This is a genomic window from Cellulosilyticum sp. (assembly GCF_982396655.1).
Genome location: NZ_CEVXFV010000006.1, coordinates 64,150 through 90,577 on the forward strand (window position 1 = coordinate 64,150; position 26,428 = coordinate 90,577).

23 protein-coding genes and 2 tRNA genes are annotated in these 26,428 nt (G+C 35.0%); 1 reads left to right on the top strand and 24 read right to left on the bottom strand.

All coding sequences use genetic code 11. The features are described 5' to 3' along the window. Nucleotides 1–15: 15 nt before the first annotated feature. From AC1VAQ_RS04210 to AC1VAQ_RS04240, 7 genes are all read right to left on the bottom strand, one after another. A complete protein-coding gene (locus AC1VAQ_RS04210; RefSeq protein WP_302599357.1) occupies nucleotides 16–570 on the bottom strand; it encodes a Fe-S-containing hydro-lyase in 555 nt (184 codons plus the stop codon). Nucleotides 571–782: 212 nt separating this feature from the next. Next, nucleotides 783–1,625 (bottom strand): fumarate hydratase, encoded by an 843-nt coding sequence (locus tag AC1VAQ_RS04215; RefSeq protein ID WP_302599358.1) that lies wholly within the window; start codon nucleotides 1,623–1,625, stop codon nucleotides 783–785. A gap of 5 nt (nucleotides 1,626–1,630) precedes the next feature. After that, nucleotides 1,631–2,737 (bottom strand): sporulation integral membrane protein YtvI, encoded by a 1,107-nt coding sequence (gene ytvI, locus AC1VAQ_RS04220; RefSeq protein ID WP_302599360.1) that lies wholly within the window; start codon nucleotides 2,735–2,737, stop codon nucleotides 1,631–1,633. Between the two features lie 667 nt (nucleotides 2,738–3,404). Continuing rightward, nucleotides 3,405–5,267, bottom strand: a complete 1,863-nt coding sequence (locus AC1VAQ_RS04225; RefSeq protein WP_479903507.1) for a DUF4914 family protein — start codon at nucleotides 5,265–5,267, stop codon at nucleotides 3,405–3,407. A gap of 625 nt (nucleotides 5,268–5,892) precedes the next feature. Then, nucleotides 5,893–5,976 (bottom strand) — tRNA-Leu (locus AC1VAQ_RS04230). Between the two features lie 81 nt (nucleotides 5,977–6,057). Further along, on the bottom strand, nucleotides 6,058–6,495 hold the full coding sequence (locus AC1VAQ_RS04235; protein WP_302599362.1) for an NUDIX hydrolase: 438 nt from the start codon (nucleotides 6,493–6,495) through the stop codon (nucleotides 6,058–6,060). Nucleotides 6,496–6,654: 159 nt separating this feature from the next. Continuing rightward, nucleotides 6,655–6,738, bottom strand: a tRNA-Leu gene (locus tag AC1VAQ_RS04240). Between the two features lie 151 nt (nucleotides 6,739–6,889). Between AC1VAQ_RS04240 and AC1VAQ_RS04245 the strand changes: the two genes are divergently transcribed. Then, a complete protein-coding gene (locus AC1VAQ_RS04245; protein WP_302599363.1) occupies nucleotides 6,890–8,167 on the top strand; it encodes an AI-2E family transporter in 1,278 nt (425 codons plus the stop codon). 853 nt (nucleotides 8,168–9,020) lie between these two features. Here AC1VAQ_RS04245 and trxA read toward each other — a convergent pair. The 17 genes from trxA to AC1VAQ_RS04330 all read right to left on the bottom strand — a co-directional run bounded on the left by trxA (nucleotide 9,021) and on the right by AC1VAQ_RS04330 (nucleotide 26,270). Then, on the bottom strand, nucleotides 9,021–9,338 hold the full coding sequence (gene trxA, locus AC1VAQ_RS04250) for a thioredoxin (protein ID WP_302599364.1): 318 nt from the start codon (nucleotides 9,336–9,338) through the stop codon (nucleotides 9,021–9,023). Between the two features lie 233 nt (nucleotides 9,339–9,571). Then, nucleotides 9,572–10,231 (bottom strand): tRNA (guanosine(46)-N7)-methyltransferase TrmB, encoded by a 660-nt coding sequence (trmB, locus tag AC1VAQ_RS04255; protein WP_302599366.1) that lies wholly within the window; start codon nucleotides 10,229–10,231, stop codon nucleotides 9,572–9,574. Between the two features lie 120 nt (nucleotides 10,232–10,351). Next, nucleotides 10,352–11,134, bottom strand: a complete 783-nt coding sequence (trpA, locus tag AC1VAQ_RS04260) for a tryptophan synthase subunit alpha (protein ID WP_302599367.1) — start codon at nucleotides 11,132–11,134, stop codon at nucleotides 10,352–10,354. Then, on the bottom strand, nucleotides 11,127–12,314 hold the full coding sequence (trpB, locus tag AC1VAQ_RS04265; RefSeq protein WP_302599368.1) for a tryptophan synthase subunit beta: 1,188 nt from the start codon (nucleotides 12,312–12,314) through the stop codon (nucleotides 11,127–11,129). Before trpB ends, trpA begins: the two co-directional genes overlap by 8 nt. A gap of 12 nt (nucleotides 12,315–12,326) precedes the next feature. After that, a complete protein-coding gene (locus tag AC1VAQ_RS04270; protein WP_479903508.1) occupies nucleotides 12,327–12,977 on the bottom strand; it encodes a phosphoribosylanthranilate isomerase in 651 nt (216 codons plus the stop codon). 57 nt (nucleotides 12,978–13,034) lie between these two features. Next, complete coding sequence (gene trpC, locus AC1VAQ_RS04275) at nucleotides 13,035–13,871, bottom strand: indole-3-glycerol phosphate synthase TrpC (protein WP_479903509.1); 837 nt, start codon at nucleotides 13,869–13,871, stop codon at nucleotides 13,035–13,037. Further along, on the bottom strand, nucleotides 13,868–14,890 hold the full coding sequence (trpD, locus tag AC1VAQ_RS04280; protein ID WP_302599372.1) for an anthranilate phosphoribosyltransferase: 1,023 nt from the start codon (nucleotides 14,888–14,890) through the stop codon (nucleotides 13,868–13,870). The genes trpC and trpD overlap by 4 nt, the downstream gene beginning before the upstream one ends. After that, entirely contained in the window at nucleotides 14,883–15,461 is a 579-nt protein-coding gene (locus AC1VAQ_RS04285; protein ID WP_302599373.1) for an anthranilate synthase component II, read from the bottom strand. The genes trpD and AC1VAQ_RS04285 overlap by 8 nt, the downstream gene beginning before the upstream one ends. Continuing rightward, on the bottom strand, nucleotides 15,458–16,924 hold the full coding sequence (gene trpE / locus AC1VAQ_RS04290) for an anthranilate synthase component I (RefSeq protein ID WP_302599374.1): 1,467 nt from the start codon (nucleotides 16,922–16,924) through the stop codon (nucleotides 15,458–15,460). Before trpE ends, AC1VAQ_RS04285 begins: the two co-directional genes overlap by 4 nt. Before the next feature lie 792 nt (nucleotides 16,925–17,716). Continuing rightward, nucleotides 17,717–19,801 (bottom strand): DUF7922 domain-containing protein, encoded by a 2,085-nt coding sequence (locus tag AC1VAQ_RS04295; protein WP_479903510.1) that lies wholly within the window; start codon nucleotides 19,799–19,801, stop codon nucleotides 17,717–17,719. A 231-nt stretch (nucleotides 19,802–20,032) separates the two neighbouring features. Next, complete coding sequence (locus AC1VAQ_RS04300; protein ID WP_302600276.1) at nucleotides 20,033–20,893, bottom strand: DUF6612 family protein; 861 nt, start codon at nucleotides 20,891–20,893, stop codon at nucleotides 20,033–20,035. Between the two features lie 560 nt (nucleotides 20,894–21,453). Next, nucleotides 21,454–21,825 (bottom strand): RidA family protein, encoded by a 372-nt coding sequence (locus AC1VAQ_RS04305; protein WP_302600277.1) that lies wholly within the window; start codon nucleotides 21,823–21,825, stop codon nucleotides 21,454–21,456. Nucleotides 21,826–22,081: 256 nt separating this feature from the next. After that, nucleotides 22,082–22,351 carry a helix-turn-helix domain-containing protein gene (locus tag AC1VAQ_RS04310; RefSeq protein WP_302600278.1) on the bottom strand — a complete coding sequence of 90 codons (270 nt, stop codon included), beginning with the start codon at nucleotides 22,349–22,351 and terminating at the stop codon, nucleotides 22,082–22,084. A gap of 627 nt (nucleotides 22,352–22,978) precedes the next feature. Beyond that, nucleotides 22,979–23,611 (bottom strand): hypothetical protein, encoded by a 633-nt coding sequence (locus tag AC1VAQ_RS04315; RefSeq protein WP_302600279.1) that lies wholly within the window; start codon nucleotides 23,609–23,611, stop codon nucleotides 22,979–22,981. A 177-nt stretch (nucleotides 23,612–23,788) separates the two neighbouring features. Continuing rightward, nucleotides 23,789–24,733 carry a prephenate dehydratase gene (locus tag AC1VAQ_RS04320; protein WP_303244380.1) on the bottom strand — a complete coding sequence of 315 codons (945 nt, stop codon included), beginning with the start codon at nucleotides 24,731–24,733 and terminating at the stop codon, nucleotides 23,789–23,791. 2 nt (nucleotides 24,734–24,735) lie between these two features. Next, nucleotides 24,736–25,764, bottom strand: a complete 1,029-nt coding sequence (gene aroF / locus AC1VAQ_RS04325) for a 3-deoxy-7-phosphoheptulonate synthase (RefSeq protein WP_302597119.1) — start codon at nucleotides 25,762–25,764, stop codon at nucleotides 24,736–24,738. Nucleotides 25,765–26,132: 368 nt separating this feature from the next. Next, entirely contained in the window at nucleotides 26,133–26,270 is a 138-nt protein-coding gene (locus AC1VAQ_RS04330) for a hypothetical protein (protein WP_479903511.1), read from the bottom strand. Between the last annotated feature and the right edge of the window lie 158 nt (nucleotides 26,271–26,428).

Sequence of the window (26,428 nt, forward strand, 5' to 3'; positions counted from 1 at the left end):
CTATTTAACTATACGTTACTTTTCTTCACAGTATGCCTCTTTACCTGTTGTATAAAGATTATTTCCTTCACTATCTATGGTTACAATAACAGGGAAGTTCTCAACCTTCAATTTATAAATGGCTTCTGCTCCTAAATCTTCATAAGCTACACATTCCATTTCTTTCACACATTTAGAAAGTAGCGCGCCTGCACCACCTATAGCTGTAAGATATACAGCCCCTTCTTTTTTCATAGCTTCAATAACGGCATCATTTCTAAGACCTTTACCAATCATAACAGTTTGCCCCCAAGCCATAAACTGTGGTGCATAAGCATCCATACGTCCGCTTGTTGTTGGTCCACAGCTTCCAATCACTTGTCCCGGCTTAGCTGGTGCTGGTCCTGCATAATAAATAGCGACATCTTTAAGGTCAATAGGAAATGGCTTTCCTTCTTTATAACCGTCTACAATCCTCTTATGCGCCGCATCACGAGATGTGTACATAATTCCATTTAATAAAAGTTTTTCACCTGCTTTAAGGCTTCTTGCTTCTTCTCTTGTCATTGGTACATTTACTACTTCACTCACCTTAATCCCCCTTATATTCAGATCTACTATTATAAAATCTCATTTATATTTCCCATTTAAAGCACCTCTAGCAATGCTCTCTGAGCAGCGCGGTGAAACGAGCGCGAGTTCACTGCGTTGCTTTAGGCTTCGTGCTTAGAGTATCACAAATTCCGTAGCGTGTAGCGTGTAGTGCTGAGATACTCCAGCGGCCCATTTTGCAACACCCTCTTTTATAAAACTACACTTTGATGTCTATTAACATGGCACCCCATATTAATAGCAAGTGGCATAGATGCAATATGACATGGATAAGTTTCAATATGTACAGCAAGGGCTGTTACCTTTCCGCCTAAGCCTTGAGGTCCAATACCCATTGCATTAATTTCTTGTAAAAGTTCTTCTTCAAGGGCTTTCATGCGAGGATCTTCATTATGACTTCCTACATGGCGTGTTAGTGCCGTTTTAGCTAAAAGTGTACTCTTCTCAAAGTTTCCACCAATCCCAATACCTACAACAACAGGTAAACAGGCATTTGGTCCTGCAAGACTTACAGCTTCCTTCACAGCCTTCTTCACACCTTCGATACCATCTGATGGTTTGAGCATATATACTTTGCTCATATTCTCACTACCGCCACCCTTTGGTGCCACAAGAATTTCAATATTGTCTCCTTCTACGATTTCATAGTGGATAATAGCTGGTGTATTATCTCCAGTGTTCTTACGATAAAGTGGATTTTCTACAATAGATTTTCTTAAATAACCTTCTGTATAGCCGCGGCGTACCCCTTCATTAATTGCATCCTTTAAAAGGCCGCCCTCCACATGTACTTCTTGACCTAACTTCACAAAAATAACTGCTGAACCAGTATCTTGGCAAATAGGAATATCCTCATTTTTAGCAATATCCGCATTCACACAGATATCCTCTAAAATACTTTTGCCTACTGGACTTACTTCTCTTTGCTTACCTGCTTCAAGTGCGTCGTAAACATCCTTTGGTAAATAATAATTAGCTTCGATACACAATTTCTTTACTGCATTTGTAATGTCCTCAACATGTATGTTTCTCATCTTAACTATTCTCCCCTATGGTCTATTTTCTTCACCGGCTTAAACTGTGGCAATGCCCCCACATTTTGTAGCATCTGTAAAATCACTACTAGTGCAGGCCCTATGATTAATCCTAATACACCTATAATTTTATACCCAATATAAACAGCCATAATAGTAACTAATGCATATACCCCAATTTGATTTGCTAATATTCTAGGTTCCATTACTTGTCTCATAACAAATATTACACCATAGATTATAATTAGTCCTAAGCCCAATGAGTAGTTCCCTACTATAATATTATAAAAAGCCCAAGGTAGCAATATCGCCCCACTTCCAAACACAGGTAATGCATCAATAATTGCAATGATTAAAGCTAAAAGTAGCGCATAAGGTTGTCCTAATATAAATAACCCTGTTAAACAAATCGTAAATGTAATACTCATTAATATACACTGCGTCTTAATATATCCCCCTACAGCCTGTAATAAGCCTTCTTGCATCACCACAACTTTATCAATAATCGTATCAGAAAGCTGCGCCTTCACAAATCCCTTAATATAATAATGATCTTTTGTCATAAAAAAGGTAGAAAGCAGCGTAATAACAATGAAGATTACCACATCCGGTACCGCAGCTACTGCCTCATACACATTAGGTATAATAGATGTAATCAAACTACTTAAGCTCTTCATAAACTGTGCAATCACTGTATCAATATTACTAAGTGCCTCCGTCGCCGGCACTAATTTAAATAAAGCAGAAAGCTTCTCTTCAAACAAATTAAAGCCCTCCACAAAACTATTACTATAAGAAGGCAAATCGTGTGCCAATCCCAAAATTTGAAGCCACAACTGTTTAACAATCACAAAAACAAGTCCCACAAGCGCACTCAAAATAGTAAGCATACTAATGATTGTTCCCACACCCCTATTTAATTTAATATTTCTATGTGCCCAGGTCACAAAAGGATTCAATATACAAGAAAATATCCAAGCCACAATAAAAGGCGCCACAAGTCCTAATATCCTAAGTCTAAAAAAGATATATACCCCCACAATAATGGCAATCCCTATCAGAATCTTCCTCCCAACCTTATCATACCAACTTTCTAATCGCTCCGTTAACATGCCCTGCCACCTTTCTCTCTTTTCATATCATTTCGACATTATACCTATTAAATATAACCCATTAATCTAATTTTCAAACCATTATACGCTTAACTTATGTGGGGAATATAAAAATCAGTTAAAGGTAATAAAAGGCAGTGAAAGGTGAAGAGTGAAAAGTTATTTAAAGCCGAAGCTGCTATTACACGCTCTTCATATCCACATTTTCTTTCAAAAATACGGTATGCAATAAAATAGCAATGGGACTGTGCTGCAGCTAGCCACAGCGCAGTCCCATTGCGGCCCTATTATTCCATCCCCCATATTTTTGCGCAAAAAAATACACCACATTGGGGGATGTGGTGTAAAAAATAGAGTTTTGTAAGGGTTTGCTATTTGAATAATTAATGTTACTTTATAATGTGTTTAGGGGAGTTTCGAGTTTAGGGGAATAAAGTAACATAATTATCAATATATATGGTCGCTTCCGATGCGACCACTGTTCCGTTCTTCTATATATTACTACCAGTTCTTGTACAATTTAATTCTAAATTGTAAACAGTTTGTTAATAAATGAGTTTTTCGAAATGATTTTATACATATTCTTTACTGTATTTACTTTATTTTACATCTTTATCATCCATATCTGTCATTTTATAAGGTAGTTCATTTTTATCCCCCACTATATTTAATACTTAATAGAAATTAAATCTACATATTCTTCTAAACTGCCATCTCTTAAACAGCATTCAATAATTTGTCTTCCTAATGGATGTAATTCTGGTGTTAAATATTTACGTAATTCTTCTTTAAAGAAGTTAGATAAGATTGTTGCTCCTTTATCATAACCTTCTTCACCAATTTCTGGTTGTAAATGTGTTCTTAATAATACTTTTGGTAAATCCATACCATCTACCTTTAAGTTTTCTAACGAATAACCTAAAAGTGGACATCTAGATGCTTGCAGTTGTTCTGGTCTAAATTGTACACTACCACGTCTCGCTAAATATTCTCTTGCAACCCATTGAGACATGAAACCTACTTTGTAAGCACCAATATGTTGATTAGGAATAAGAATGTATCTTGTATTTGGTGTTGCTAAAATTTGCTCTAATAAAAGGTTAGCTTGGTCTACCATTTTACCTGTAGCAAATGGCCAATAAGATCCTACACCTTCACTCTTCATACCGCCATCACTATCTAATATACTTGGGTTCGCATGACCGCGAGGTGCTACAAGCCTCCAAATCCATGCAAGTGCTGGAGGAAGAATGTGGAACATCCCCATGATACCATAACTTGGTTCTTCCTTTGTACACATAGGCGCACGAACACCAAAGCTTCTAATATCTACTTCTACTGGTTCATCTATAATATTTGGCACAAAAGCTCTTGGCATGATAACACGTGGGTTTGGACATGGTTTACCACGTTCCTCATCAATAGTATGCTCCCAAAGAAGACATGTTGCATCTGGTGTTGCACGCATGTTTAAGAATACAAGTGGTAATTGTGGATGAATACACATTTTTTCATAATGTGGGTCTGTCCCATATTCTGTAATATGATCAACACGTAGGAACCATCCTTCTTCGCCGTCTGTTACAACAAGTTTTTTACTATCATTTTGAAGACTTGGATGACACATAGCCATATCATCTGTTACAGGTTTAAGTTCACAACTTGCACTAATATCAATATAAGATTTATCCCCTGTTACGAGATTTGTCGCAAGTAAAATGTTTCCTTCAGCGTCTTTATGAATTTGTTCAGCCATTTCACTTTTTCCGCCACCACTAGCACCTTCATGCATAATTGTTAGCACGTTTTCATAAGGTGTAATAACTTTAACTGTCGAAGCATGTAAAGTGACCCAATTTTCCTGTTCACCAATGTCTAAAAGTACTGCATAAATACCTTTTTTAGCACTTGGTCCTGGATATAAGTTATATGAGAATACTTCATGTACTTCATCTAATCTATTATGTACAACCACTTGTTTACCGTTAAAATGTGTATGTCTAAAAGGTGGCGCTACGTATACAATCGCTCTTGGTGTAAAGCCATCTCTCACTTCACTTGGTGGTACAAATGCTTGAAGGTCTGCAAGCGCTGCTGCAAAGAAGGCTGCATTACGAGGTCCAATCATAATTGCTTCATACCCCATTCTACTACCACCTGCTAAGAATGGTAATACAATAAGTTCTTGCTCATTAAGCCAATCAAATGTTTCCTGACGTACTTCTTCAAACTCTTGCCCATAAACCTCTTTATATCTAGGTTTATCTGTAGGCTTGTAATCCCCAATTACCATACTATTTGGGTCACGTCTTCTCATATACATCTCCTTATAGTTAGCTGAAATCCCATTTTTACATCTTACAACTTCCGCTTCTACTACAGGTCCTTTTCCTTTTACATCATAAGCAACTTGAAAAGTCTTTTGATACTTTTCTCCCATTGCAAGGTCTAATAAATCTTCTCTCGTCTCAGGCATTATGACAGATGTTTGTTTACTAAGTAATTCCACTACTTCTTTTGGTAACTTCATTTTTTTCCAAGTATTATTCATGTAATCATCTCCAGTACACTTATTAGTTATAATAAAGAATTTTATATACAAATAATTTATGTTTTATTTTTTCTTGCATTTTTAATTCCTCTTTATCATACATAATTTATGTACACCTGTAAATATCTTTCTGAAAGTTTTTTTGTTTTTATATTATTTTTGTAGTATTTTCTAATAATATTTTAGAAATATTGGCTCTCATAGTCTCTTACCCCTATTTTTTTATTCTTATAGTTCTACATCTTAAACCTTTTCATATAAATACTACAACTTGACCGCATCTATCTTCTCTTCTATTATCATATACTCTAATTCCCAAAACCCCTATTTCAGCATTTTGTCCTATAATATCATGCTAAATTTCATGCAACATTTTTTTATCCTTCTTGCAAAACTTCCTTCATCATGCTTTGATTATGCTTTTATCACTCCTTTATTTACTCATTATTTATCCACTAGTCGCTTCGCTCACTGCTACTATGGCTTTCACATCAGTAATTTTTAACTACTCATTATGCCTTAGTGCCATAAACTTATTAATCTAATGCAAACAACAAAAAAGCCCTGAAGTATTAGTTAACTAATACTTCAGGGCTTTTAGTAGTGCGGGAAAAGGGACTTGAACCCTCACGATCATACAATCACTAGATCCTTAGTCTAGCCTGTCTGCCAATTCCAGCATTCCCGCATCTATTCGTTTCGTCCCCTCAAGGACAATATTCATTATATATGAGTTACTTACATATGTCAACAACTTTTTTTATCAAATTTATAAATATCCTCTTTTTTTTACTTCATCAATCAATAAAGGCTGTATCAAAGGGTATGTCCAATTATCAATTAAATGATCAGTAATGATTATTTTTTCTATTTCACTTTGTAATTCTTCTTCAAAAGAGTTTATATCTGCAATAAATAACATTCCGAAGGTTTCTTTCCCTATTTCTTCATTTACTCTGGTTTTTCCTTTAACCGAATATACACATATCGGTTTAATACTAAAATCAATGGCTCCTGTTTCTTCTTTCAGTTCCCTCTTAGCTGCCTCAAGAATACTTTCGCCACTCTCTCTATGCCCACCAGGAATTTCATATGTGTCTCTTTCTTTATGTTTGCAAAACACCCATTTACCATTAGTCTGCGAAATAATGACTGCGAATTTTAATAATTCATCATCTACTTGATTATAAAAGTTGACTTCTATCATACGCTATGCCTCCTCTATGTCTAGCTAAGCTCGGCATATTATTCGCCTTCTCCCTAGTCCCCTATGCATTTTACTACTATAAAAATAAAATATATTAAACCTTCCTATCAAAAAAAGCAGCTACATTGACTCCTCAACGTAACTGCTCCTTTTATTCAGTGCGGGAAAAGGGACTTGAACCCTCACGATCATACAATCACTAGATCCTTAGTCTAGCCTGTCTGCCAATTCCAGCATTCCCGCATCTATTCGTTTCGTCCTCTCTCAAGGACAAGACTTATTATATACAAACCTATTTCATATGTCAACATTTTTTTTACTTTTTTTCATAGCATCTACATACTTTTAAACCCTTCTATGGTAAAATAGATTTGTAACTTTTGGAGGTGTATAAATGAAAAACTTTTGGAAAAACAATCGTTATTTTGAGATTTCCTTATACGCACTTGTCGTTATAATCATATCTATTCTGTTTTATCGTATATCGTCTAATACAGATAATATTGCACCTTCGATAATGTCTTTTATCAGAGGGATAACGAGCGTACTTTCGCCTATTTTTTATGGGCTACTTATCGCTTACTTATTTAATCCAATTATGGACTTCTTCGAGCGATACTTACTAATGTGGATTAGACCAACACAAAAACGTCAAAGAACTTTCATACGTTCAGTTTCTATCTTTGCCGTTTATGTGTGCATTGTAGGGACAGTTATTCTTATGTTCCGCTATCTTATCCCTCAACTAGCAGAAAACTTAAAGGAATTAACGAATATGCTACCAACCTATAAACGTGAGCTTACTGAAAATCTTGTTAACTTACAACAACAGCTCAGCGATAATGGTGTCATTTTACCTAATAACTTTAATGCTGCTACTTTATTTGATAGTTTTGATGTTCAAAACCTCTTATCAACATCTGCATTTGACACAATCAATAACTTAGTCTCAGTTGTAATGTCTCAAGCAATTGTAATTGCTTCTACGCTACTTAACTGGGTTATGGGACTCGTAATCGCTTTTTATGTTCTTATGCAAAAAGAAACTTTTGCCTATGCTGCAAAGCGTGTTACTTATTCTCTTCTAAGTACCAAACGTGCTGAAAAAGTAATTGCTATTTTTTCAGAAGGACACAGCGTATTTATCCAATTCTTTGTGGGTAAATTTATTGATTCTTTCATTATAGGTACTATTGCTTTTGTCGGTTTATCTATTATGAAAAATCCATATGCACTATTACTCGCTGTAATTGTAGGTGTATTTAATATGATTCCATATTTCGGGCCAATTCTAGGAGCAATTCCTGCTGTAGCCATTACATTATTTGAAGGACTTCCAGCTGCTGCTGCAGTTTTAATCTTCATTATCATCCTTCAACAATTCGATGGCTTAGTACTAGGACCAAAAATTCTAGGTGATTCAATAGGCCTTAGTCCATTTTGGATTATCTCAGGAATCATTATCGGTGGCGCACTTTGGGGGCCTCTAGGCATGTTCTTCGCTTCACCAATCATCGCAGTAGTTCTCACAAATATCAATCGTGTCATTGATAGCAAACTAACTGCAAAAGATGTAGTTGTCGTTGAACTGGAAAAACCAATTCCACCTTACCAAAAACCACAATCGCCAAGAAAGTGGTACAAAAATAGAAAAAAGCACAATAAAAAATAATTTACTTTATATAAATAAGGCTGTATAAACTAAACATATCATTCACTTTAGTTTATACAGCCTCTTTCTTTAACTTACTAATCTCTTTTATAATTTATGCCATACCTACTTTCGTCTTTTTACTGGCCTTAATACCTCATATCCAATTTCTTCTGGAAAATGTCGCTGATAATCTGGACATACCGCTTCATTCCATTCAAACATTGTTATCTCCCCTTCCTTCTAAAGAATATCACACCCACCTCACCCAATTCTTGATATAAGTTGCAAACTTGCCCAATATATATTTATCGTAATTAACTATAATAAGTCATAAACTACTTACATAAATAATGATGGAACTAATAAAACAGCTATACTCCCCATAATTGCAACTCCAGCTACATATATTGTCTTTTTCGTTGTCTCTTTCATGAAATTCTGCCTTCCTTTCATACAAATAATCTCTACACAATTGATACTCCTAGTGAAGATGTGTCAAAGGTTTTTACCACCTTGTTTAGTGAATTATTCAAAGGGTTTTAGCACTACTCTTTTTATCCATAAAACCCTATCATTTCCCTTAACTCCGGCTTCCACTCATCCGTCCGCCCTCATCTTATATAATAGCCGCTTCTAGTAAGTAGGCAAAAAATAAGGGCTCTCCTACGCTACCTTCGGAACAATTTGATGATAGTCTTAGTGAAGATGTGTCAAAGGATTTTAGCGCATTGTTTAAGCAACGCGGTAAAACGAGCATAGCGAGTTATGCGCGTTCTTTGACATATCGAACTTAGACTATCACAAATTGTGTAGAGTGTAGCTAGGAGAGCCCTTATTTTTTGCCGCCCCTTAACTATAAGGCCGCCTATTCTTATAACATAGCTTTAATTTTTTGCTCTAAAGCTGTTTTAGGAAGTGCACCTACAACTGTATCTACTACTTGACCATCTTTGATTAAGATGATTGTTGGGATACTCATTACATTGTATTTGCTTGCGATTGCACGGTTTTCATCTGTATTAAGTTTACCGATTTTAACTTTTCCTTCGTATTCTGTAGCTAATTCATCGATAACTGGTGACATCATTTTACATGGTCCACACCAATCAGCGTAGAAATCTACTACTACTGGAATAGATGATTCAAGTGCTTCTGTTTGGAAATTTGCGTCTTGAAATTTAAATGCCATTTTTGTTCCTCCTTAAAAATATATATCATATGCTTTACTTATAACATTCTTTAAACTTAAACACATGGTTAGTTTATTATATATTATTTATAAATGCAATATAATATTCTTCTTATTTATTATGACTCCCTTATTTACTTCTATTCATAACAAAAAAGCAATCCTATGAGAGTTATTGATTCTCATAGGATTGCTTTATTTTTTATTTTTATTAATACGTATTTTACCAGATTTTATTTGCTATTTTGTCTATTTGGTCTTACTGCTTCTAAGCGATTGATTGTGAAACCAAGCTCTGAGAATTTCTTTTCATACTCTGTCATAATGTTATCTTCCATATCACTATTGTGTAAATCTAAAGTAACATTTTTCATAAGCCAGTTTCTAAGTGAAAACTCTTCAATTGATGAAGCAAATAATCCTTTATTATCTGTTTTAAAGTGAATTTCACCGTTTTCTACTAAGATTTGTTCATAACGGTCTAAGAATTCTCTATACGTTAATCTTCTATTTGCATGTCTTTTCTTTGGCCATGGATCTGAGAAGTTAAGGTAAATTCTTTGTACCTCTCCTGCCTCAAAGATATCTGTACAATTGTGTACATCAAAGAATAAGAATCTTAAGTTTTGTGGTGTTTCTTCAATTGAATTTGCTTTTTTACAAGCTTTATAGATAACTGTTTCCGCTCTTTCAGCTGCTATATAGTTAATGTGTGGGTTTCTTAAAGCAAGTTGTGTAATAAAACCGCCCTTACCACAACCAAATTCTACATGAATAGGATTGTCATTTCCAAAGTGCTCTTTCCATCTACCTTTGAATTCTTCTGGATTTTGAATTACTCTTTCATCTTGTGCTAAGTAATCTGTAGCTCTTGCATCTCTTCTTAAACGCATAAGGATGTTCCTTTCTATCGTGCCAGTCTATTTATTTCCAAATCATCTTTTCTCTAGTTAAATAATACTTATTCATTATAATAAGGCCTCAATAGAAAATCAACACATATAAATTTCCTGCTACATTACTTCTACGATTTCTTTAGCAAACGCCTCAATGTCAGCTGTTGCGTCTTTTCCTTTTTCTTCAATTATTTTTACAACAGCACTGCCGATAATAATGCCATCCGCATAGTCTTTTAGCACCTCAGCCTGTTCTTTAGTAGAAATACCGAACCCTAGAGCCGTTGGTACTTTGCTATACTTTTTAATTTCTTCAAACATTTCGCCAAAGTCTGTTTCTATTTTACTTCTCATACCTGTTACACCAAGTGATGAAACGCAGTATAAGAAACCTCTTGTATTCTCGCAAAGCATCTTTGTACGTTCTTTAGAAGTTGGTGCAATAAGCCCGATAATATCCACATCATAAAGGCGTGCAAACTCATCAAACTCTTCTTTTTCTTCATGTGGTAAATCCGGTATAATGACGCCATCTACGCCTACTTCTTTGCACTTTTTAAAGAAAGCTTCAATACCGTAATGATATATCGTATTGGCATACATTAAGAAAACTAATGGAATCTGAGTTGTCTTTCTAATGTTTCCCACCATATCAAATACCTTTTTAATATGCACGCCCCCTGCCATAGCACGTAAATTAGCACGTTGAATGACAGGCCCATCTGCTACAGGATCTGAGAATGGGATACCTATTTCAATTAACGTACTTCCCGCCCTTTCTAGTGCATAAACAAAACGCTCAGTTGATTCTAAATCTGGATCACCTGCTGTAATAAATGGAATAAATGCCTTTTTGCCTTCTTGTTTTTTCTTTTCAAATGCTGCCTTAATATTACTCATGTAAATCTACCCCCTTATATCTCGCGATTGCTGCTACGTCTTTATCGCCTCTACCTGATAAGTTAATTACAATAATTTGATCTTGATCCATTGTTGGTGCTAATTTCATGGCATAAGCTACTGCATGAGAGCTTTCAATAGCTGGAATAATTCCCTCTGTCTTTGATAAATATTCAAAAGCCTCTACTGCTTCATCATCTGTAATTGGTACATAAGTCGCGCGGCCTATATCATGTAAATAACTATGCTCGGGGCCAACACCTGGATAATCTAAACCGGCTGAAATAGAATATACTGGTGCAATGCTGCCATCATCTGTTTGTAAGAAGTAAGATTTCATACCATGGAATATTCCAGGTGCACCTTTTGTAATAGTTGCTGCTGTTTCAACCCCTTCCACATCTCTGCCGCCTGCTTCAGCGCCATATAATTTAACTTCTGGCTCTTTAATGAAATCATGGAAAATACCTATTGAATTACTGCCGCCACCTACACAAGCAATAATGGCATCTGGCAATTTTCCTTCTTTTGCTAGCATTTGTGCTTTTACTTCCTTACCTATTACACTTTGGAAATCCCTTACGATTTGTGGATATGGATGTGGTCCTACTGCAGAACCCATACAGTAAAATGTATCTTCCACATTTTGTGCCCAATCTTGAAGGGCTGCATTAACAGCATCTTTAAGTGTTTTAGTGCCTGTTTTAACTGCATTTACTTTTGCACCTAAAAGTTCCATACGATAAACATTAAGCGCCTGTCTTACAGTATCTTCTTCACCCATATATACTTCACACTCAAATCCCATAAGCGCTGCTGCTGTAGCCGTTGCAACACCATGTTGACCTGCACCCGTTTCTGCAATAATACGTTTTTTTCCCATACGTTTTGCAAGTAGCATTTGTCCTAATACATTATTGATTTTATGAGAACCTGTATGATTAAGATCTTCACGTTTTAAATATATTTTTGCACCGCCTAAATCCTTTGTCATTTTTTCTGCATAATACAGCAGAGAAGGTCTTCCTGTATATTCTTTAAATAAGAACTCTAATTCATCATTAAATGCTTTATCATTTTTATAAAATTCATAAGCCTTTTCAAGTTCGTGTAATGCAGACATTAATGTTTCTGGAATATACTGTCCACCATGTATTCCATATCTTCCTGTTTCACTCATTTTCTTCACCTCTTAATAGTTTTGTAGTTGTGCTGATTGTAAAATTTCACAGACTTCTTTAATCTTTGCTTCATCTTTAAAGCCATCTGTTTCCACCTTGCTACTTAAATCAATAGCATAAGGATTTTCCTTTAATGCCTTCTCTAAATTATCGCTCCCTATTCCTCCTGCTAAAAAATATGGTTTCTGAATCTGCTTACCTACCAGTTCCTTAATAAAATGCCAATCGAAACTCGCACCACTTCCCCCATAAACCTGAGCTGTGTAAGTATCAAACAAATAATAATCAATAGGTGAGCTTTGCATTTCTTCTAGTTGACGTATAAGCTGCGTTTTATCGCTAACACGAATTGCTTTTATAATAGGAAGCTTTACCTGCTCTTTAAGTCTTTTGATATACTGACCATCTTCATCACCATGTAACTGAATATAGTCAATAACACCTTCCTTAGCATATAGATAAATATTTTCAATAGGTTCATTCACGAATACCCCCACTGTCGCTATCTGGTCTATAAGCTTTGCTTTCAATGCTTTTGCATCTCTCAAGGAAACTTGACGTTTGCTTTTTGCAAACACAAATCCTACATAGGTAGGCCTATACTTATTCACAATTTCAATATCTTCTTCCCGCCGTAATCCACAAATTTTTAACTTTGTCATGTATAACTCCCTACTTTTATATACAATTCTATTTTATTTCTTCTTTTACTTACCTTTTTATATCTCCTGTAATTCTTTAAGCCTTTGCACTCTATTTCCTGACTTTACAACACCTTCTCCAATAAGTACGGCATCGGCCCCAATGCTTTTTATAAACTGCATGTCTTCTAAAGTTTTCACACCGCTTTCTGCCACGAAAATGCAATCAGCTGGTATAAGCTTGCTCAGCCTTTCTGATACCTTTAAACTCACCTCAAAGGTCTGTAAGTTACGGTTATTAACACCTATAATCTTAGCACCAGCAGCTATAGCTCGCCCTACTTCTTCCTCATCATGGGTTTCTACTAAAGCATCCATTCCCAATTCATGCGCCTTCTTTAAAAATGCTTCAAGCTTCGTCTGCTCCAATGCTGCCACTATAAGCAAGATTGCATCTGCCCCTATTGCCTTGGCCTCATAAATCTGCCATTCATCCACAATGAAGTCCTTCCTTAATAAAGGTAACTTCACCACTTGCTTAATCTCCGTTAAGTAACGATTCTCTCCTTTAAAATACGCTGGCTCTGTCAAAACTGAAATAGCTGCTGCCCCACCTTCCTCATACGCCTTAGCAATTCCTATATAATCAAATTCCTCACATATAATCCCCCGAGAAGGTGAAGCCTTCTTCACCTCCGCAATAATTTTAGGAGCCCTCTTTTTTGGGGACAGGTCTTCAATATTGGTGTTTTCTTTTGGGGACAGGTCTTTAATATTGCTGGTTAGTGCGTTGTGGAAACTGTAATGAGGATACGTATTTCCTTGAATTTGCTGCTTGAAATCTGCTATTGTGATTTCCTTTTTGAGCTCTGCAATGATCTGTTTTCTTGTTGTAATAATTTCATCTAAAATCATATTGCCACCTGCCCAAATGAATTTGTGCTTTCTATAAAATCATTAAGTTTCTTCATAGCTTTGCCACTATCAATAAGCTCTGCACTTAATTTAATAGCTTCTTGCATACTTATATTATCTAAAGCTGTTGTAAGGGCTACTGCAGAATTAAGGAGTACCATATCTCGTTTAGGCCCTTTCTCTCCTGATAAAATCTGAAGGGCAATTTGCTTATTAAGGGCTGCTTCACCGCCAACTAAATCTGATTGTTTACATAGGGTTAATCCTAAATCTTGAGGATTTAAAACAAATGAGCGAAGTTCCTTTTCCCTTACTTCACAAACAGTTGTAGGGGCACATAATGAAACTTCATCCACACCATCCTGCCCATGAACGACCATAGCATGTTTTATGCCTAAATTAGCAAGTACTTGTGCCATTGGGATAACCAAATCTTCGGAGTATACGCCTAGCACCTGTAAGTTAGCATATGCTGGGCTTGCTAAGGGGCCTAATATATTAAAAATCGTACGTACTCCCATTTGTCTTCTAGGCCCTGCTACATATTTCATTGCACTGTGGTAAAGGGGTGCAAACATAAAACATATCCCTACTTCTTCTAATACTTTTTCATTCTGCTCTTTGGTTATATCTAGTTTAACCCCTAGCGCCTCTAAAACATCTGCGCTCCCACATTTACTTGAAACGCTACGGTTACCATGTTTGGCAACTTTAACGCCTGCTGCTGCAACTACTAATGATGAAACGGTAGAAACATTAAATGTATTCGTACAATCTCCGCCTGTTCCTACAATATCTAGCAAATCCCCCTTTCCTTTAAGCTGATTGCATTTTTCTCTCATTACTTTTGCACTGGCTGTAATTTCTTCTACGGTTTCACCTCTCATACGAAGTGCTGTAAGTAAACTGCCAATCTGTGCCTCAGTTGCTTTTCCTTCCATAATTGTGTTCATCGCATCTTCTGTTTCTTCATAGGTTAAATGATTACCTTCGATTAATTTTTTAATATAATTATTCATAAATCCCCACCTCCAAAAAGTTTTGAATCATTTTCTTTCCGTCCTGCGTTAAAATTGATTCTGGATGAAACTGTAAACCATAAGTTGGATGCTCCTTGTGGGCAATTCCCATGATTTCCCCATCAGCATCTACCGCTGTAATGCTTAAATCTTTTCCTAAACTCGTTTTATCAATAATTAGTGAATGATAACGTCCTGCAATAAATTTCCCATCAAACCCCTTAAAAATCGGACATTCTTCTTTAATATAAATTTCACTTGTCTTTCCATGTAAGATTTTTTTTGCCTTTACAATCTTACTGCCAAATGCTTCTCCAATAGATTGATGACCTAGGCATACGCCTAATATTGGCATCTTCCCACTAAAGTAGCGAATAGCTTCTAATGAAATGCCTGCATCCTTGGGATATTTAGGTCCTGGCGAAATAATGAGATGCGATGGATTGAGCTTTTCAATCTCAGCAAGGGTAATCTTATCATTGCGATATACTTTAATATCAGGATTAATTTCTCCTATAAATTGATACAAGTTATAAGTAAAGCTATCATAATTATCAATCATCAAAATCATATTATTTCCCTCACTTTCTTCATCGCCTCAAATAAAGCAGATGCTTTATTAATCGTTTCCTGATACTCGGTAGCTGGGTCTGAATCTAATACAACCCCGCAACCAGCTTGCACATACGCCATCCCATCTTTTTTCACTACTGTACGAATACCAATGCAAGTATCTAAATTTCCTTCATAACCGATATAACCAATTGCCCCACCATAAATACCACGTTTATTCGTTTCTAACTCTTCTATAATTTCCATTGCCCTTACTTTAGGGGCACCAGATAATGTGCCTGCTGGTAAAATTGATTTGATAACATCTATAGCATTTAGCCCTTCTCTTAACTTACCTCTTACATTCGTTGTAATATGCGTTACATGTGAAAGCTTTTTAAGTGCCATATAATCTGTTACCTCTACTGTATTAAACTCACTAATTCTGCCAATATCATTTCTAGCTAAATCCACTAACATATTGTGTTCTGCAAGTTCTTTAGGATCTTTTAAAAGCTCATCACACAACCTTTGGTCTTCTTCCTCTGTTTTGCCTCTAGGCCTCGTTCCTGCAATAGGCTGCGTCATCACTACATTATCTTGCACCTTAACTAATGTCTCTGGTGATGCACCGGCTAGTTGCAAATCTTCAAATTGCATTAAATACATATAAGGTGATGGATTGATTGTTCGAAGAACACGGTAGACATCAAATAAATTGCTTTCAATTTTTGCTTTAAATACTTGTGAAGGCACAACTTGAAAAATATCTCCATTTGCAATATATTCTTTAGCCTTCTCTACCTTAGACATAAACTCTTCTTTCGTCATATTACTTGTAAATTCTATTTCATCATCAAAGTTAACTTCCATCTTCTTACAAGGACGTTTCACAAAGGTTACGAGTTCTTTTAAGCGTTCCTTTGCTGCTTCATAACTACTTTCCACATCCTTTTGTTTCCCATCTATATTCACGATTAAAATGATTTTCTGTTTAAAATGGTCAAAGCAAATAAGTTCATCAAAAAACATCAATTTAATATCATCTGTATCAAGCTCATCCTTATTGCTAAACTTTAATTCTTCTACATACTTCACTGTGTCATATCCAAAATACCCTACACCGCCACCTGTAAAAGGTGGTAACTTCAGATGTTTAGGTGAACTATAGCTTGCCATTAAATCTTTAAGGGCATCTAAAGGATTACCTTCTAACTGTTTTACCTTTTCTCTTGTAGCATAACAAGTCTTACCGTTTTTCACATAAAAGCTTGCATTAGGATTAAATCCAATAAAGGTGTAACGCGCCCATTTTTCGCCACCTTCAATACTTTCTAATAAAAAGTATCTATCATATACTTCTTTGATACGGCTTAACACCCCCATAGGTGTTTGAAAGTCCATATACATTTCTAAGCTTACTGGAATTTTGTTATACGATTTGGCAAGTGCCTTTACTTCTTCTAAAGTTGGATAAAACATCTTCTTACCTCCTATTCAAATTGGTTGATATTTGATGGATTAATTAAACTTTTACTGAGGTAGGAATTTTTAGCAACTAAAAAAACGCCCATCCTCAGCTAATTAGCCAAGGATGAGCGTTTATGTATCTCATATGATCTCTCATAATAATAGACATCTAAACTTTGCCCACGGTACCACCTTGATTCGTATACATTCAGTATACGCACTCGACGCAGAATGCCACCACATTCCTCACCTTTAACGCAGTTGCTACGTCATAAGATACTAAGATCTTAAATCTAACTTCAATCTAAGTTCTTTTCATTATGCCCTCTGGAGTCCATTTGTCTAATTCGTTTACTACTGGATTTCCACCACTACCAGCTCTCTGTAAGTGCGTCGTTAGTTTTATCTCTCCATCACAGGTTTAATTAATTTATTTAATTTACTATATATTAATACAATATTTTAAAAATTTCAATACCTAATTTTATTTTTTATGAATCTGATATTTCTTCTTTTCCCATTTATGCATTTTTACGATATTCTCATTTTTAGATATTCTCACTTTTAATATATGTCATTTTTAATATATGTCATTTAGTATGACACGACTTTTCACTTATATTCCTTATTTCTAAAATTAAAAGAGCTATTTGCATCTATTAATAGCTTCTCTGCAAATAGCCCTTACTTATATTATTAACTTATACTATAGATTTCACATTTATAAATTTTAATTATTCATGATTTTGAGTCATGTGAAATCATTGAGAGAAACCTATTTACCTACATGTATATTTCAAGTTTTTAGTTGGTTTCTCTATACTCACCTTGAAGTGGAATAATCCAATAACCATATTCTCCTATAGCTGGCTCTATATTTCGGCGACACAAAAATCTTTCTACTGGTATAGGATCAGAAAGGATTGCCTGACGCTCTGGATGATATATATCAGGTATACCTAGATAATAATTTCCATTGCCGTTATGCCCCAATAAGATTTCATTATATTTATAAAAAGCAAAAGTAATAAATGGCTGTGTACACCATTCATAACTTAAATTTGGAATCCTTAAGAAGTCACCATAGGAAATTTTTACCCATTCAGTATCCTCTGGCTCTTGTATAAACGCCTCCACCATTTCTCCTCTAGCATATATATTATCTATTTCACCCTTAGATACACCTAAAGGCTTACTGCTATCGTACGCATTCTTGCTTTCTTCATCTTCATCACTCATATACTCTTTATCTATAATATTTTCTGTCTTGATTTCCTCTACTTCATCGCTGTTAAAGGCTTCCTTATCATCACTATTTTCTTCACTACTACGTTTTTGATCTTTACGTCTTCTTAGAGATTCTACCTTCTTTAAAATATCACCAATTGCACTTTCCGTCCTACGAATCTCCAAACGTTCTAAATCTATATAATCTTGTTTTAATGTCTCATTATCCCCAGTTTCTTCAAATACTTCGCCTTCATCTAGCCCTTCACCGTCACCAATTGCCTCTTCACTGGCCTCAGTCGCCGCTTCGCTAGCATCTTCACCAGTATCTTCATCATCATCAATTTCGTCTCCATTACTTCTAACTTCTTTAAGCCTACCCTGTATCTCCTGCAACTTCTTTTCTATTTCTGCTAAATAATCTATCTCTTCTGGCGTCTCTTCCACCTTTAAAGTTGAATCTTCTTCTCCTTCTATATGGCGGTCTGATTCTAAATGCCAAATGTCTTCTTGTTCTTCTTCTCTTTCTTCTATCTCTATACTCTCCGTAGCAGTTTCACTATGTGACTTTATCATTTTTAGCTTTTCTGCAATTCTATCAATTGCCTCTTTGCTTCTCTTTATTTCTTCAGACAAGCTGTCTTTTTGGACTTCAGAGACATAGAGTTCTTCAACCTTAATTGAATTAGGCCTAACTGTTTCTAATTCATCTTCTGAAATAATTACTGGCCCTGGTTCATCTTCTGGCATATTAGGTAGCGGACACTGACCTGGCTTATTGGGCATAATCACTGGCCCTGGTCCCTGCTCTGGTTTATTCGGCATAATCACTGGCCCTGGTCCCTGCTCTGGTTTATTCGGCATAATCACTGGCCCTGGTCCCTGCTCTGGCTTATTCGGTAGAATTACTGGCCCTGGTCCTTGTTCTGGCTTATTCGGTAGAATTACTGGCCCTGGTCCTTGTTCTGGCTTATTCGGCATAATTACTGGTCCTGGCCCTTGCTCTGGCTTATTCGGCATAATTACTGGCCCTGGCCCTTGCTCTGGCTTATTCGGCATAATCACCGGCCCTGGTCCCTGTTCTAGCTTATTCGATATAATCATTGGTTCTGGTTCCTGCTCTTGTTCATTCGAGATAATAACTGGCTTGCGTTCTTCAGATACAATAGTTGATTGAGATACCTCTTTTGTTTTATCAGGCTCTGCTGTAGTAAGTGGACTAGTCGTCTCCTTCTTAACATTCACTACTGACTCAACAGGTTTAGACTTTGGTACAATAGACTCTAGAATTGGTAAAACTGTAAATCTTTCATTTTTAAACCCTAGAAGTATTGCATCTACACCTCTTAATTCATTTTCTTTCACTATAATTGCTACACCATCTATATCTTTTAGCGCAATATTACTTCCCATTACACTATGTTCATCTACACGCCACTTCGTTTCTTTTTCTTTGCCTAGTTCCCCAATTCTTACGCCTGTGTCCTGCTTACTGCTTAATACATATAATTCAAATGTTCTATTATTAGTTTGCTTAAGATTTTGTACATAGCACCTAATTATACCTGGTGTAGAAATAGTCACATGCCCTGTTACAGTCTTGCCTTCTACCCCATATGTAGGGATGTTTTCCTGTAAGCTTATGAGCGTATTTACATACATATCACCGACTCCTTTGTTTGTCCGTCATTATAAACTCTATACTATGTATATGAACTCATTTATCATGGTATACCTTTCTAAAATGATTTTTCATGATAAAGCTAACGCAAGACCATCCTACTACACTTTGCATCATCTACTTAATCAAAAGTTGATAAGTTACTTCGAAAATGCAAAATGGGATGTTACGAAACTAATCAAATAGTTTCATAACATCCCATTTTGTATTTATTACATTTCAGTAGCTGACTTTGCTTCTTCTGGAATGACGATTTCATTTACGCCCTCTAAGTTGCTAAAGCTCATATTCATGCCGAATTCAATGCTCTCTAAATCTTTTTCTTCTACACCTTCTTGACCTTTTAAAGCATTCTTCATTATATCTGATAAGTCCATTCTTACTTGTACAAGTGTTTCATCTTCTTGGCTTACAAGCATTTCTATAGCAAAATCTTCTGCCTCAGCTATACTACCAAGCATACTCTCTGCACTGGCACCTATGCTCCCCATCTGATTCATAAGTTCTCCTAACTTGCTAACAGGAATATTCACTAATAACTTATAGCAATCTACACCATTTACGGTTTCATCCTCGCCTTGTGTTACCCCATCTGAAAGCCCAATATATTCATCAACTGTATTGCCAGGCGCTTTAATATAATTTGCAACCTCATCTTCTGTTGCAATACTTGTCTTATACCATGCATCATCTAAATTTTGATAAAATGTATAACCACCTTCAGCTGGTTCAAGATACATTGCCATATCAATATTTTGAGTTTCTTCGCCCATAGCCATTTTAGTCTTGCTATCTACTTGCATTGTTAGACTAGGTGCGTTTATAACTTTCATATTCATATCCATGTCCATATTCAACTCTTGTCCTTGACTTGCTACTTTGAAATTTATATCTGTTACTGCTTCATAACTTTTTACTTCTGCCATTTTATTTGAAACGCTTGTTAAAAGTTCTTGTGGATTAATCTCCTTTTGTGCTGCAGCACTACTTACTTCTCCACTGTTCGTATTGCCACACCCTGTAAAAGCTAAGATTAAACTTATCGCACCAATAATTAATACATTCTTTTTCAATTGAATTTCCCCATTTCTTTTTATTTATATCTATGCGTATAAAGGAAGATGTCATATTTCTCCTAGACTTCTAAAAGTATATAGGAGGCTCTAATTTAAGTCAATATTCTTAATTTTTATAATCATTAGCGCATTAAATTTTTTATTCCATTATTTATCCTAAAAAAAATACACATTACAAAAATACTTTATTTAATACCTCTACACAAAAAAGTCCGTTTATTTAATTTCCCATTCATTTTAGCTAAGATTAGCTTTTATATCATTTCAAAAATTTATCCTCTTATAGGATATCTTAAGCCCTCTATATCACTTTTATTTCCAATTTAACTAAAAAAGGTATCGCCAAACTAACTCCATAGTTCTGACGACACCCTTCTTATAGATTTCACATTTATAAAATTTAGTTATTCATAATTTTTAGGAATGTGAAATCATTGAGAGAAACTTATTTACCTACATGTATATTTCAAGGTTTTAGTTGGTTTCTCTATAGATTTCACATTTATAAAATTTAGTTATTCATAGTTTTTAGGAATGTGAAATCATTGAATTAATTTTTATACTGTTGCAATAACTTCAATTTCTACTTTTCCACCTTTTGGAAGGTTAGCTACTTGAACTGCACTTCTTGCTGGGTATGGTTCTGTAAAGTATTTACCATATACTTCATTAACAGCTACGAAGTCATTGATATCTGCTAAAAATACTGTTGTTTTTACAACATTATCAATGCTTGACCCTGCTGCTTCAAGTACTGCGATAAGGTTCTTAATTGACTGTTCTGCTTGTTCTACAACTGTATCTTTAAGAACGCCATCTGGTCCCATGCCTAATTGACCAGATGTATAAACCATACCATTTACAACCATTGCTTGTGAATATGGTCCAATTGCTTGTGGTGCTTTGTCTGTGTGTACTCTTTGTTTCATTTGTAAGTCCTCCTAAAAATATTAACTCTATTATTTTACATTCTCTCTTTATTATACGCATTCTCTTAAATGTATTCAATGTACTATATATCTTTTCATAAAATATTCAAATTTATCTAATTATAAATCTCACATTTATAAATTTTAGTTATTTATGATTTTTAGTCATGTGAAATCATTGAGAGAAACCTATTTACCTACATGTATATTTCAAGGTTTTAGCTGTTTTCTCTCTATAAAACCACAAGTCCTTCCATTATATATATAATTTTATATAAATAAAAAAATCCTGATCGTCTCCGACCAAGATATTATCTATAGGTGTATTTAATATTTTACTTAAAGCATATAGGTTATCTACTGAAGGCAGGCTTTCACCCCATTGCCATTTATAAATTGCCTGTGGCTGTTCAAATCCAAAGTACGCTTGTAAATCTCTTACTGATAGACCTTTCGCCTTTCTAAGTTTTACAATATTAGCGCCCGTTGCCTTTAGATTTACCGTTGGAAATATACTGGTGCTCATGGCACACCTCCTACAATTTATAAGTTTATTTATATAGATTACTTTCCTCTATATATATAGATTTCACATTTATATAGATTTCACATTTATAAAATTTAGTTATTCATAGTTTTTAGTCATGTGAAATCATTGTGAGAAAACAACTTACGTACATGTATATTTCAAGTTTTTAGTTGGTTTCTCTATAAACTTTAGTTATTCATACTCTTTAGCAATGTGAAATCATTGTGAGAAAACAACTTAACTGCATGTATATTTCAAGTTTTAGTTGGTTTCTCTATAGACTATGCTTTATTATAGCTATCCTTATTACTTTAAGCAATATTTTCCAAGCAATTTAATATTATTTGCAGCTATACAGCCATGTGTTAAACCTAACAGTAAGAAGTCAACCTGTACAAACATTTCTCATGGATTTAATCGACCATTAATCATTCATCCTTGAACATTTATGCGGTTAACATTAAGCATTGACCATTGAGCATTCATCATTAAACATTGACCATTTATCTACGTGCCATCTTTAAGAATCTGCCAAATAGCCTAAGCTATATCTAAAATTTTCCACGCTAACCCTTAGTGGAAGGGGACTTCATTTAAGATTTTCGTATAACTGCAAATCTACTATTATTCTATTTCTATTACTGTGGTGCTATTAGAAATTTGTAAGCAAGTATCTACCTCGCTCTCAAATGCTTCAATCTCATCTGTCATATGCTTGATGATTTTCTCCGCCTCCAAGGCATCGACTAAACCATATTCATTCGCTTCACGGTAAGGATCGGCAATGGCATCATGACTTGCTTTTGTAATTTTTTCTTTTCCTTCTTTACCATAAGCCGTTATAAGAAGTCTTTCTACACTGTCATCCACTTTAGCATTTTCATAATTAACCATTTCAATAGCCATAGCATATTGCTCAGAAAGCTTTTTAAGCAGTCTTTTTTCATATTCAATAGCATTCTTTTTATCAATTGCTTCTGCTACTGTCATTTTTTTACCTGCTATTTCTACCATAATGATTGCATTCGACTTCACAATAGCTGCCTTAATCTTATCTCTTCGTTTAATAAGATCTGTTATGGCCATATAGTCAGCCTTTGCATTTGCCTTGAATTCTTCTTTTGATACTTTTCCATCCACATTTACAGCAGAAAGTTTCGCTACACTAATGAAACTTGCATCTTTTATCTTACGCATAATTCTACTATCTAATAATTTTAATTCATTTAATCCCTTTGTCACTAACATTTGTTCCATGCCATTACCTCCTTGGCAAACTATGTATCCGTATTACATTTACTTCTGATAAGTAACTTGTCTCTTGCAGCACTTATCTTTGATAAATTAATTATAGTTTCTTTCAGAGTCTATGACATTAAACTGGTAGTTTATTTCTACCTCTCCTATTATTTATTGCATCTCTTAATGGCTATTTTATTTAAATTTCTCATAGTTACCTAATATTTTTAAATATCTTGTTTGTTCTTCTACCCTACTTAGGGCAATAAGTACATTAGCATCTTGCAAGTTACCTTCAATATCTACGAAAAAGTAATACTCCCATTCTCTTTCTAAGAGCGGACGTGATTGAATCTTTAAAAGGTTTAATCCATTATATGCAAAATGACCCAGTATATTATAAAGTGACCCACTTGTATGCTCTGTTGTGAAACAGATACTAATTTTGTCACAGTTATCTTGGATATGCATTTTTCTAGCTAAAATAATAAACCTTGTACAGTTATTCTGATTGAAATGAATATTGGTTCTAATAGGTTCTAATCTATAAAGCTCCCCTGCACGCTTGCTTCCAATAGCCGCCTTTGTTACATCATTTAATCCTGCTACATATTCACAAGCGGCAGCTGTATTTAAATAAGGAATAGGCGTAATCTGCTTATTTTCCTTTAAAAATGGTTTACATTGGGAAATAGCTTGTTTGTGAGAATAAACTTCTTTAATGTCCTCTAGTTTTGCACCTTTTACACCTAAAAGGTTGTGCTGTACTTTTACAATTTCTTCTCCTACAATATATAAATTATATTTTTTGATGAGGTCATATGTATCCAGTACTTCTCCCGCACTAGAATTTTCAATAGGTATAACGCCATAATCAATATTTCCTGCTTCAAGGGCATCGAAAACATCTTGAAATTCTTCATGGGCTACACATTTCGACCAATTTCCCTGGAAATAATTGATAGTCGCCTGCTCACCATAAGCTCCTGGTACCCCTTGATACCCTACAACTGGAAAGGGGTTAAAATAAGTATTTAAACCCTCTTCGATTTGACTTAGTGCACGCTCATTATGAGCATATAAATTTTCAATAGATATTTTTAACTGCTTTTGAATCCCTGCATAATGTACTTCTTCCATTTTTATTCCACCCCACTTATACGTTTGTCCTCTATTGCTGCATATCGTTTTACTTTTTCTACTAAATGTTCAAATTGATCTGGTGTAATAGATTGTGGTCCATCACAAAGCGCCTTAGCTGGATTGTTGTGAACTTCTACGATAAGCCCATCTGCTCCTGCTGCTATAGCTGCCATACACATTGGCTCTACCATATAACGAAGTCCTGTCGCATGACTTGGATCGATAATAATTGGTAAGTGACTTAATTTACGAATAGCTGGAATAGCTGATAAGTCCAAAGTATTTCGTGTGTAATTTTCAAAGGTTCGAATACCTCTTTCACAGAAGATAACTTGTTCATTGCCACCTGCCATAATATACTCTGCTGACATAATCCATTCTTCAATAGTTGCTGAAAGCCCACGCTTTAATAAAATAGGCTTTCTTGTTTGACCAAGCTGTTTGAGGAGCGCGAAGTTTTGCATATTCCTTGCCCCCACTTGAATGATGTCTACATCCTCTACGAATTGATCTAAAGTAGCTGGATCCATAATTTCTGTAACAATCGGAAGTCCTGTTTTTTCTCTTGCATATTTCAAAAGTTCTAACCCTTCTGCCTCCAAACCTTGGAATGAATATGGTGACGTACGAGGTTTATAAGCACCACCTCTAAGAAATGTTGCCCCAGAACGCTTCACAGCTTCTGCAATGCTCACAATCTGCTCTTCACTTTCCACCGAGCAAGGACCTGCAATAATGGCAATATCCTTACCCCCAATTTTCCTACTACAAATATCTAAAATTGTATCATCAGGGTGAAATGCGCGATTTGCCTTTTTATAAGGTTCTTTCACACGCATCGCTTTCTCTACCCTTGAATCCCTTTCAATATCATCTATATCAATAGATGATGCATCTCCAATAAGTCCTAGCACTGTACACGCATTGCCTTCATTAACTTGTATTTGCACATTATAACTATCTGTAATTTCTTTCATAAATTTTTGTACTTCCTCTTGGCTTACTTTATTTTTCATTACAATAATCATAGTTACTGCCTCCCATTATTCATTATTTTTCATTTCATGAAATCTATTCTCATAAATTCTTCTATTAATTATAATCATCACAATCCATATCTTTACTTAACTTATATGTCTTGCTTCCTGTTATGTTCATGGCTCTGCTGTCTGTTATATCTTCTACGTTTGAGTAACAAGTTGCTTTTTATAATTAAATTGACTTATGGCTAGCTTCATTTTGCAAATATTAATGGGCCCTATTAATATTTCAAATCAGTGCAATAGCGCTTAGGCAATCAATTTACCAGGTACTTTATTTTTAGAACTAAAAAGGCCTTATGCTCCAATGGGCATAAGGCCTTATATCTTGTATAGGTAAAAGTAAGATATATGATTTAGACGTATATGCCAAAAGGCTCTAACTTATTTTGTTGACAGCAAAAAGAACCAGCGCTAAAAAAGTAAAAGCCCCAGCTAAAAAAGAATGTATTAAATTTTGCTGCTACATTAATTAAGTTAGATATACGTTTCATCCTCATATTTCTCCTTTCCTAAATTATTTTTAATCTCTAATTGATTATGCATTGATAGATTTTTTATTTATTATTTGTCTTAAATATTTTTAAATTGTTAGACTTTTTAAATTGGTTTTATTATAATTTTCAATTTTAGGTTTGTCAACATGTTTTCT

Coding starts and splice junctions, on each gene's coding strand:
- AC1VAQ_RS04215 (WP_302599358.1), bottom strand. CDS start 1,625: ATGAGAAACATACATGTTGAGGACATTACAAATGCAGTAAAGAAATTG.
- ytvI (WP_302599360.1), bottom strand. CDS start 2,737: ATGTTAACGGAGCGATTAGAAAGTTGGTATGATAAGGTTGGGAGGAAG.
- AC1VAQ_RS04225 (WP_479903507.1), bottom strand. CDS start 5,267: ATGAAGTTACCAAAAGAAGTAGTGGAATTACTTAGTAAACAAACATCT.
- AC1VAQ_RS04235 (WP_302599362.1), bottom strand. CDS start 6,495: ATGATAGAAGTCAACTTTTATAATCAAGTAGATGATGAATTATTAAAA.
- AC1VAQ_RS04245 (WP_302599363.1), top strand. CDS start 6,890: ATGAAAAACTTTTGGAAAAACAATCGTTATTTTGAGATTTCCTTATAC.
- trxA (WP_302599364.1), bottom strand. CDS start 9,338: ATGGCATTTAAATTTCAAGACGCAAATTTCCAAACAGAAGCACTTGAA.
- trmB (WP_302599366.1), bottom strand. CDS start 10,231: ATGCGTTTAAGAAGAGATGCAAGAGCTACAGATTACTTAGCACAAGAT.
- trpA (WP_302599367.1), bottom strand. CDS start 11,134: ATGAGTAATATTAAGGCAGCATTTGAAAAGAAAAAACAAGAAGGCAAA.
- trpB (WP_302599368.1), bottom strand. CDS start 12,314: ATGAGTGAAACAGGAAGATATGGAATACATGGTGGACAGTATATTCCA.
- AC1VAQ_RS04270 (WP_479903508.1), bottom strand. CDS start 12,977: ATGACAAAGTTAAAAATTTGTGGATTACGGCGGGAAGAAGATATTGAA.
- trpC (WP_479903509.1), bottom strand. CDS start 13,871: ATGATTTTAGATGAAATTATTACAACAAGAAAACAGATCATTGCAGAG.
- trpD (WP_302599372.1), bottom strand. CDS start 14,890: ATGAATAATTATATTAAAAAATTAATCGAAGGTAATCATTTAACCTAT.
- AC1VAQ_RS04285 (WP_302599373.1), bottom strand. CDS start 15,461: ATGATTTTGATGATTGATAATTATGATAGCTTTACTTATAACTTGTAT.
- trpE (WP_302599374.1), bottom strand. CDS start 16,924: ATGTTTTATCCAACTTTAGAAGAAGTAAAGGCACTTGCCAAATCGTAT.
- AC1VAQ_RS04295 (WP_479903510.1), bottom strand. CDS start 19,801: ATGTATGTAAATACGCTCATAAGCTTACAGGAAAACATCCCTACATAT.
- AC1VAQ_RS04305 (WP_302600277.1), bottom strand. CDS start 21,825: ATGAAACAAAGAGTACACACAGACAAAGCACCACAAGCAATTGGACCA.
- AC1VAQ_RS04310 (WP_302600278.1), bottom strand. CDS start 22,351: ATGAGCACCAGTATATTTCCAACGGTAAATCTAAAGGCAACGGGCGCT.
- AC1VAQ_RS04315 (WP_302600279.1), bottom strand. CDS start 23,611: ATGGAACAAATGTTAGTGACAAAGGGATTAAATGAATTAAAATTATTA.
- AC1VAQ_RS04320 (WP_303244380.1), bottom strand. CDS start 24,733: ATGGAAGAAGTACATTATGCAGGGATTCAAAAGCAGTTAAAAATATCT.
- aroF (WP_302597119.1), bottom strand. CDS start 25,764: ATGATTATTGTAATGAAAAATAAAGTAAGCCAAGAGGAAGTACAAAAA.
- AC1VAQ_RS04330 (WP_479903511.1), bottom strand. CDS start 26,270: ATGAAACGTATATCTAACTTAATTAATGTAGCAGCAAAATTTAATACA.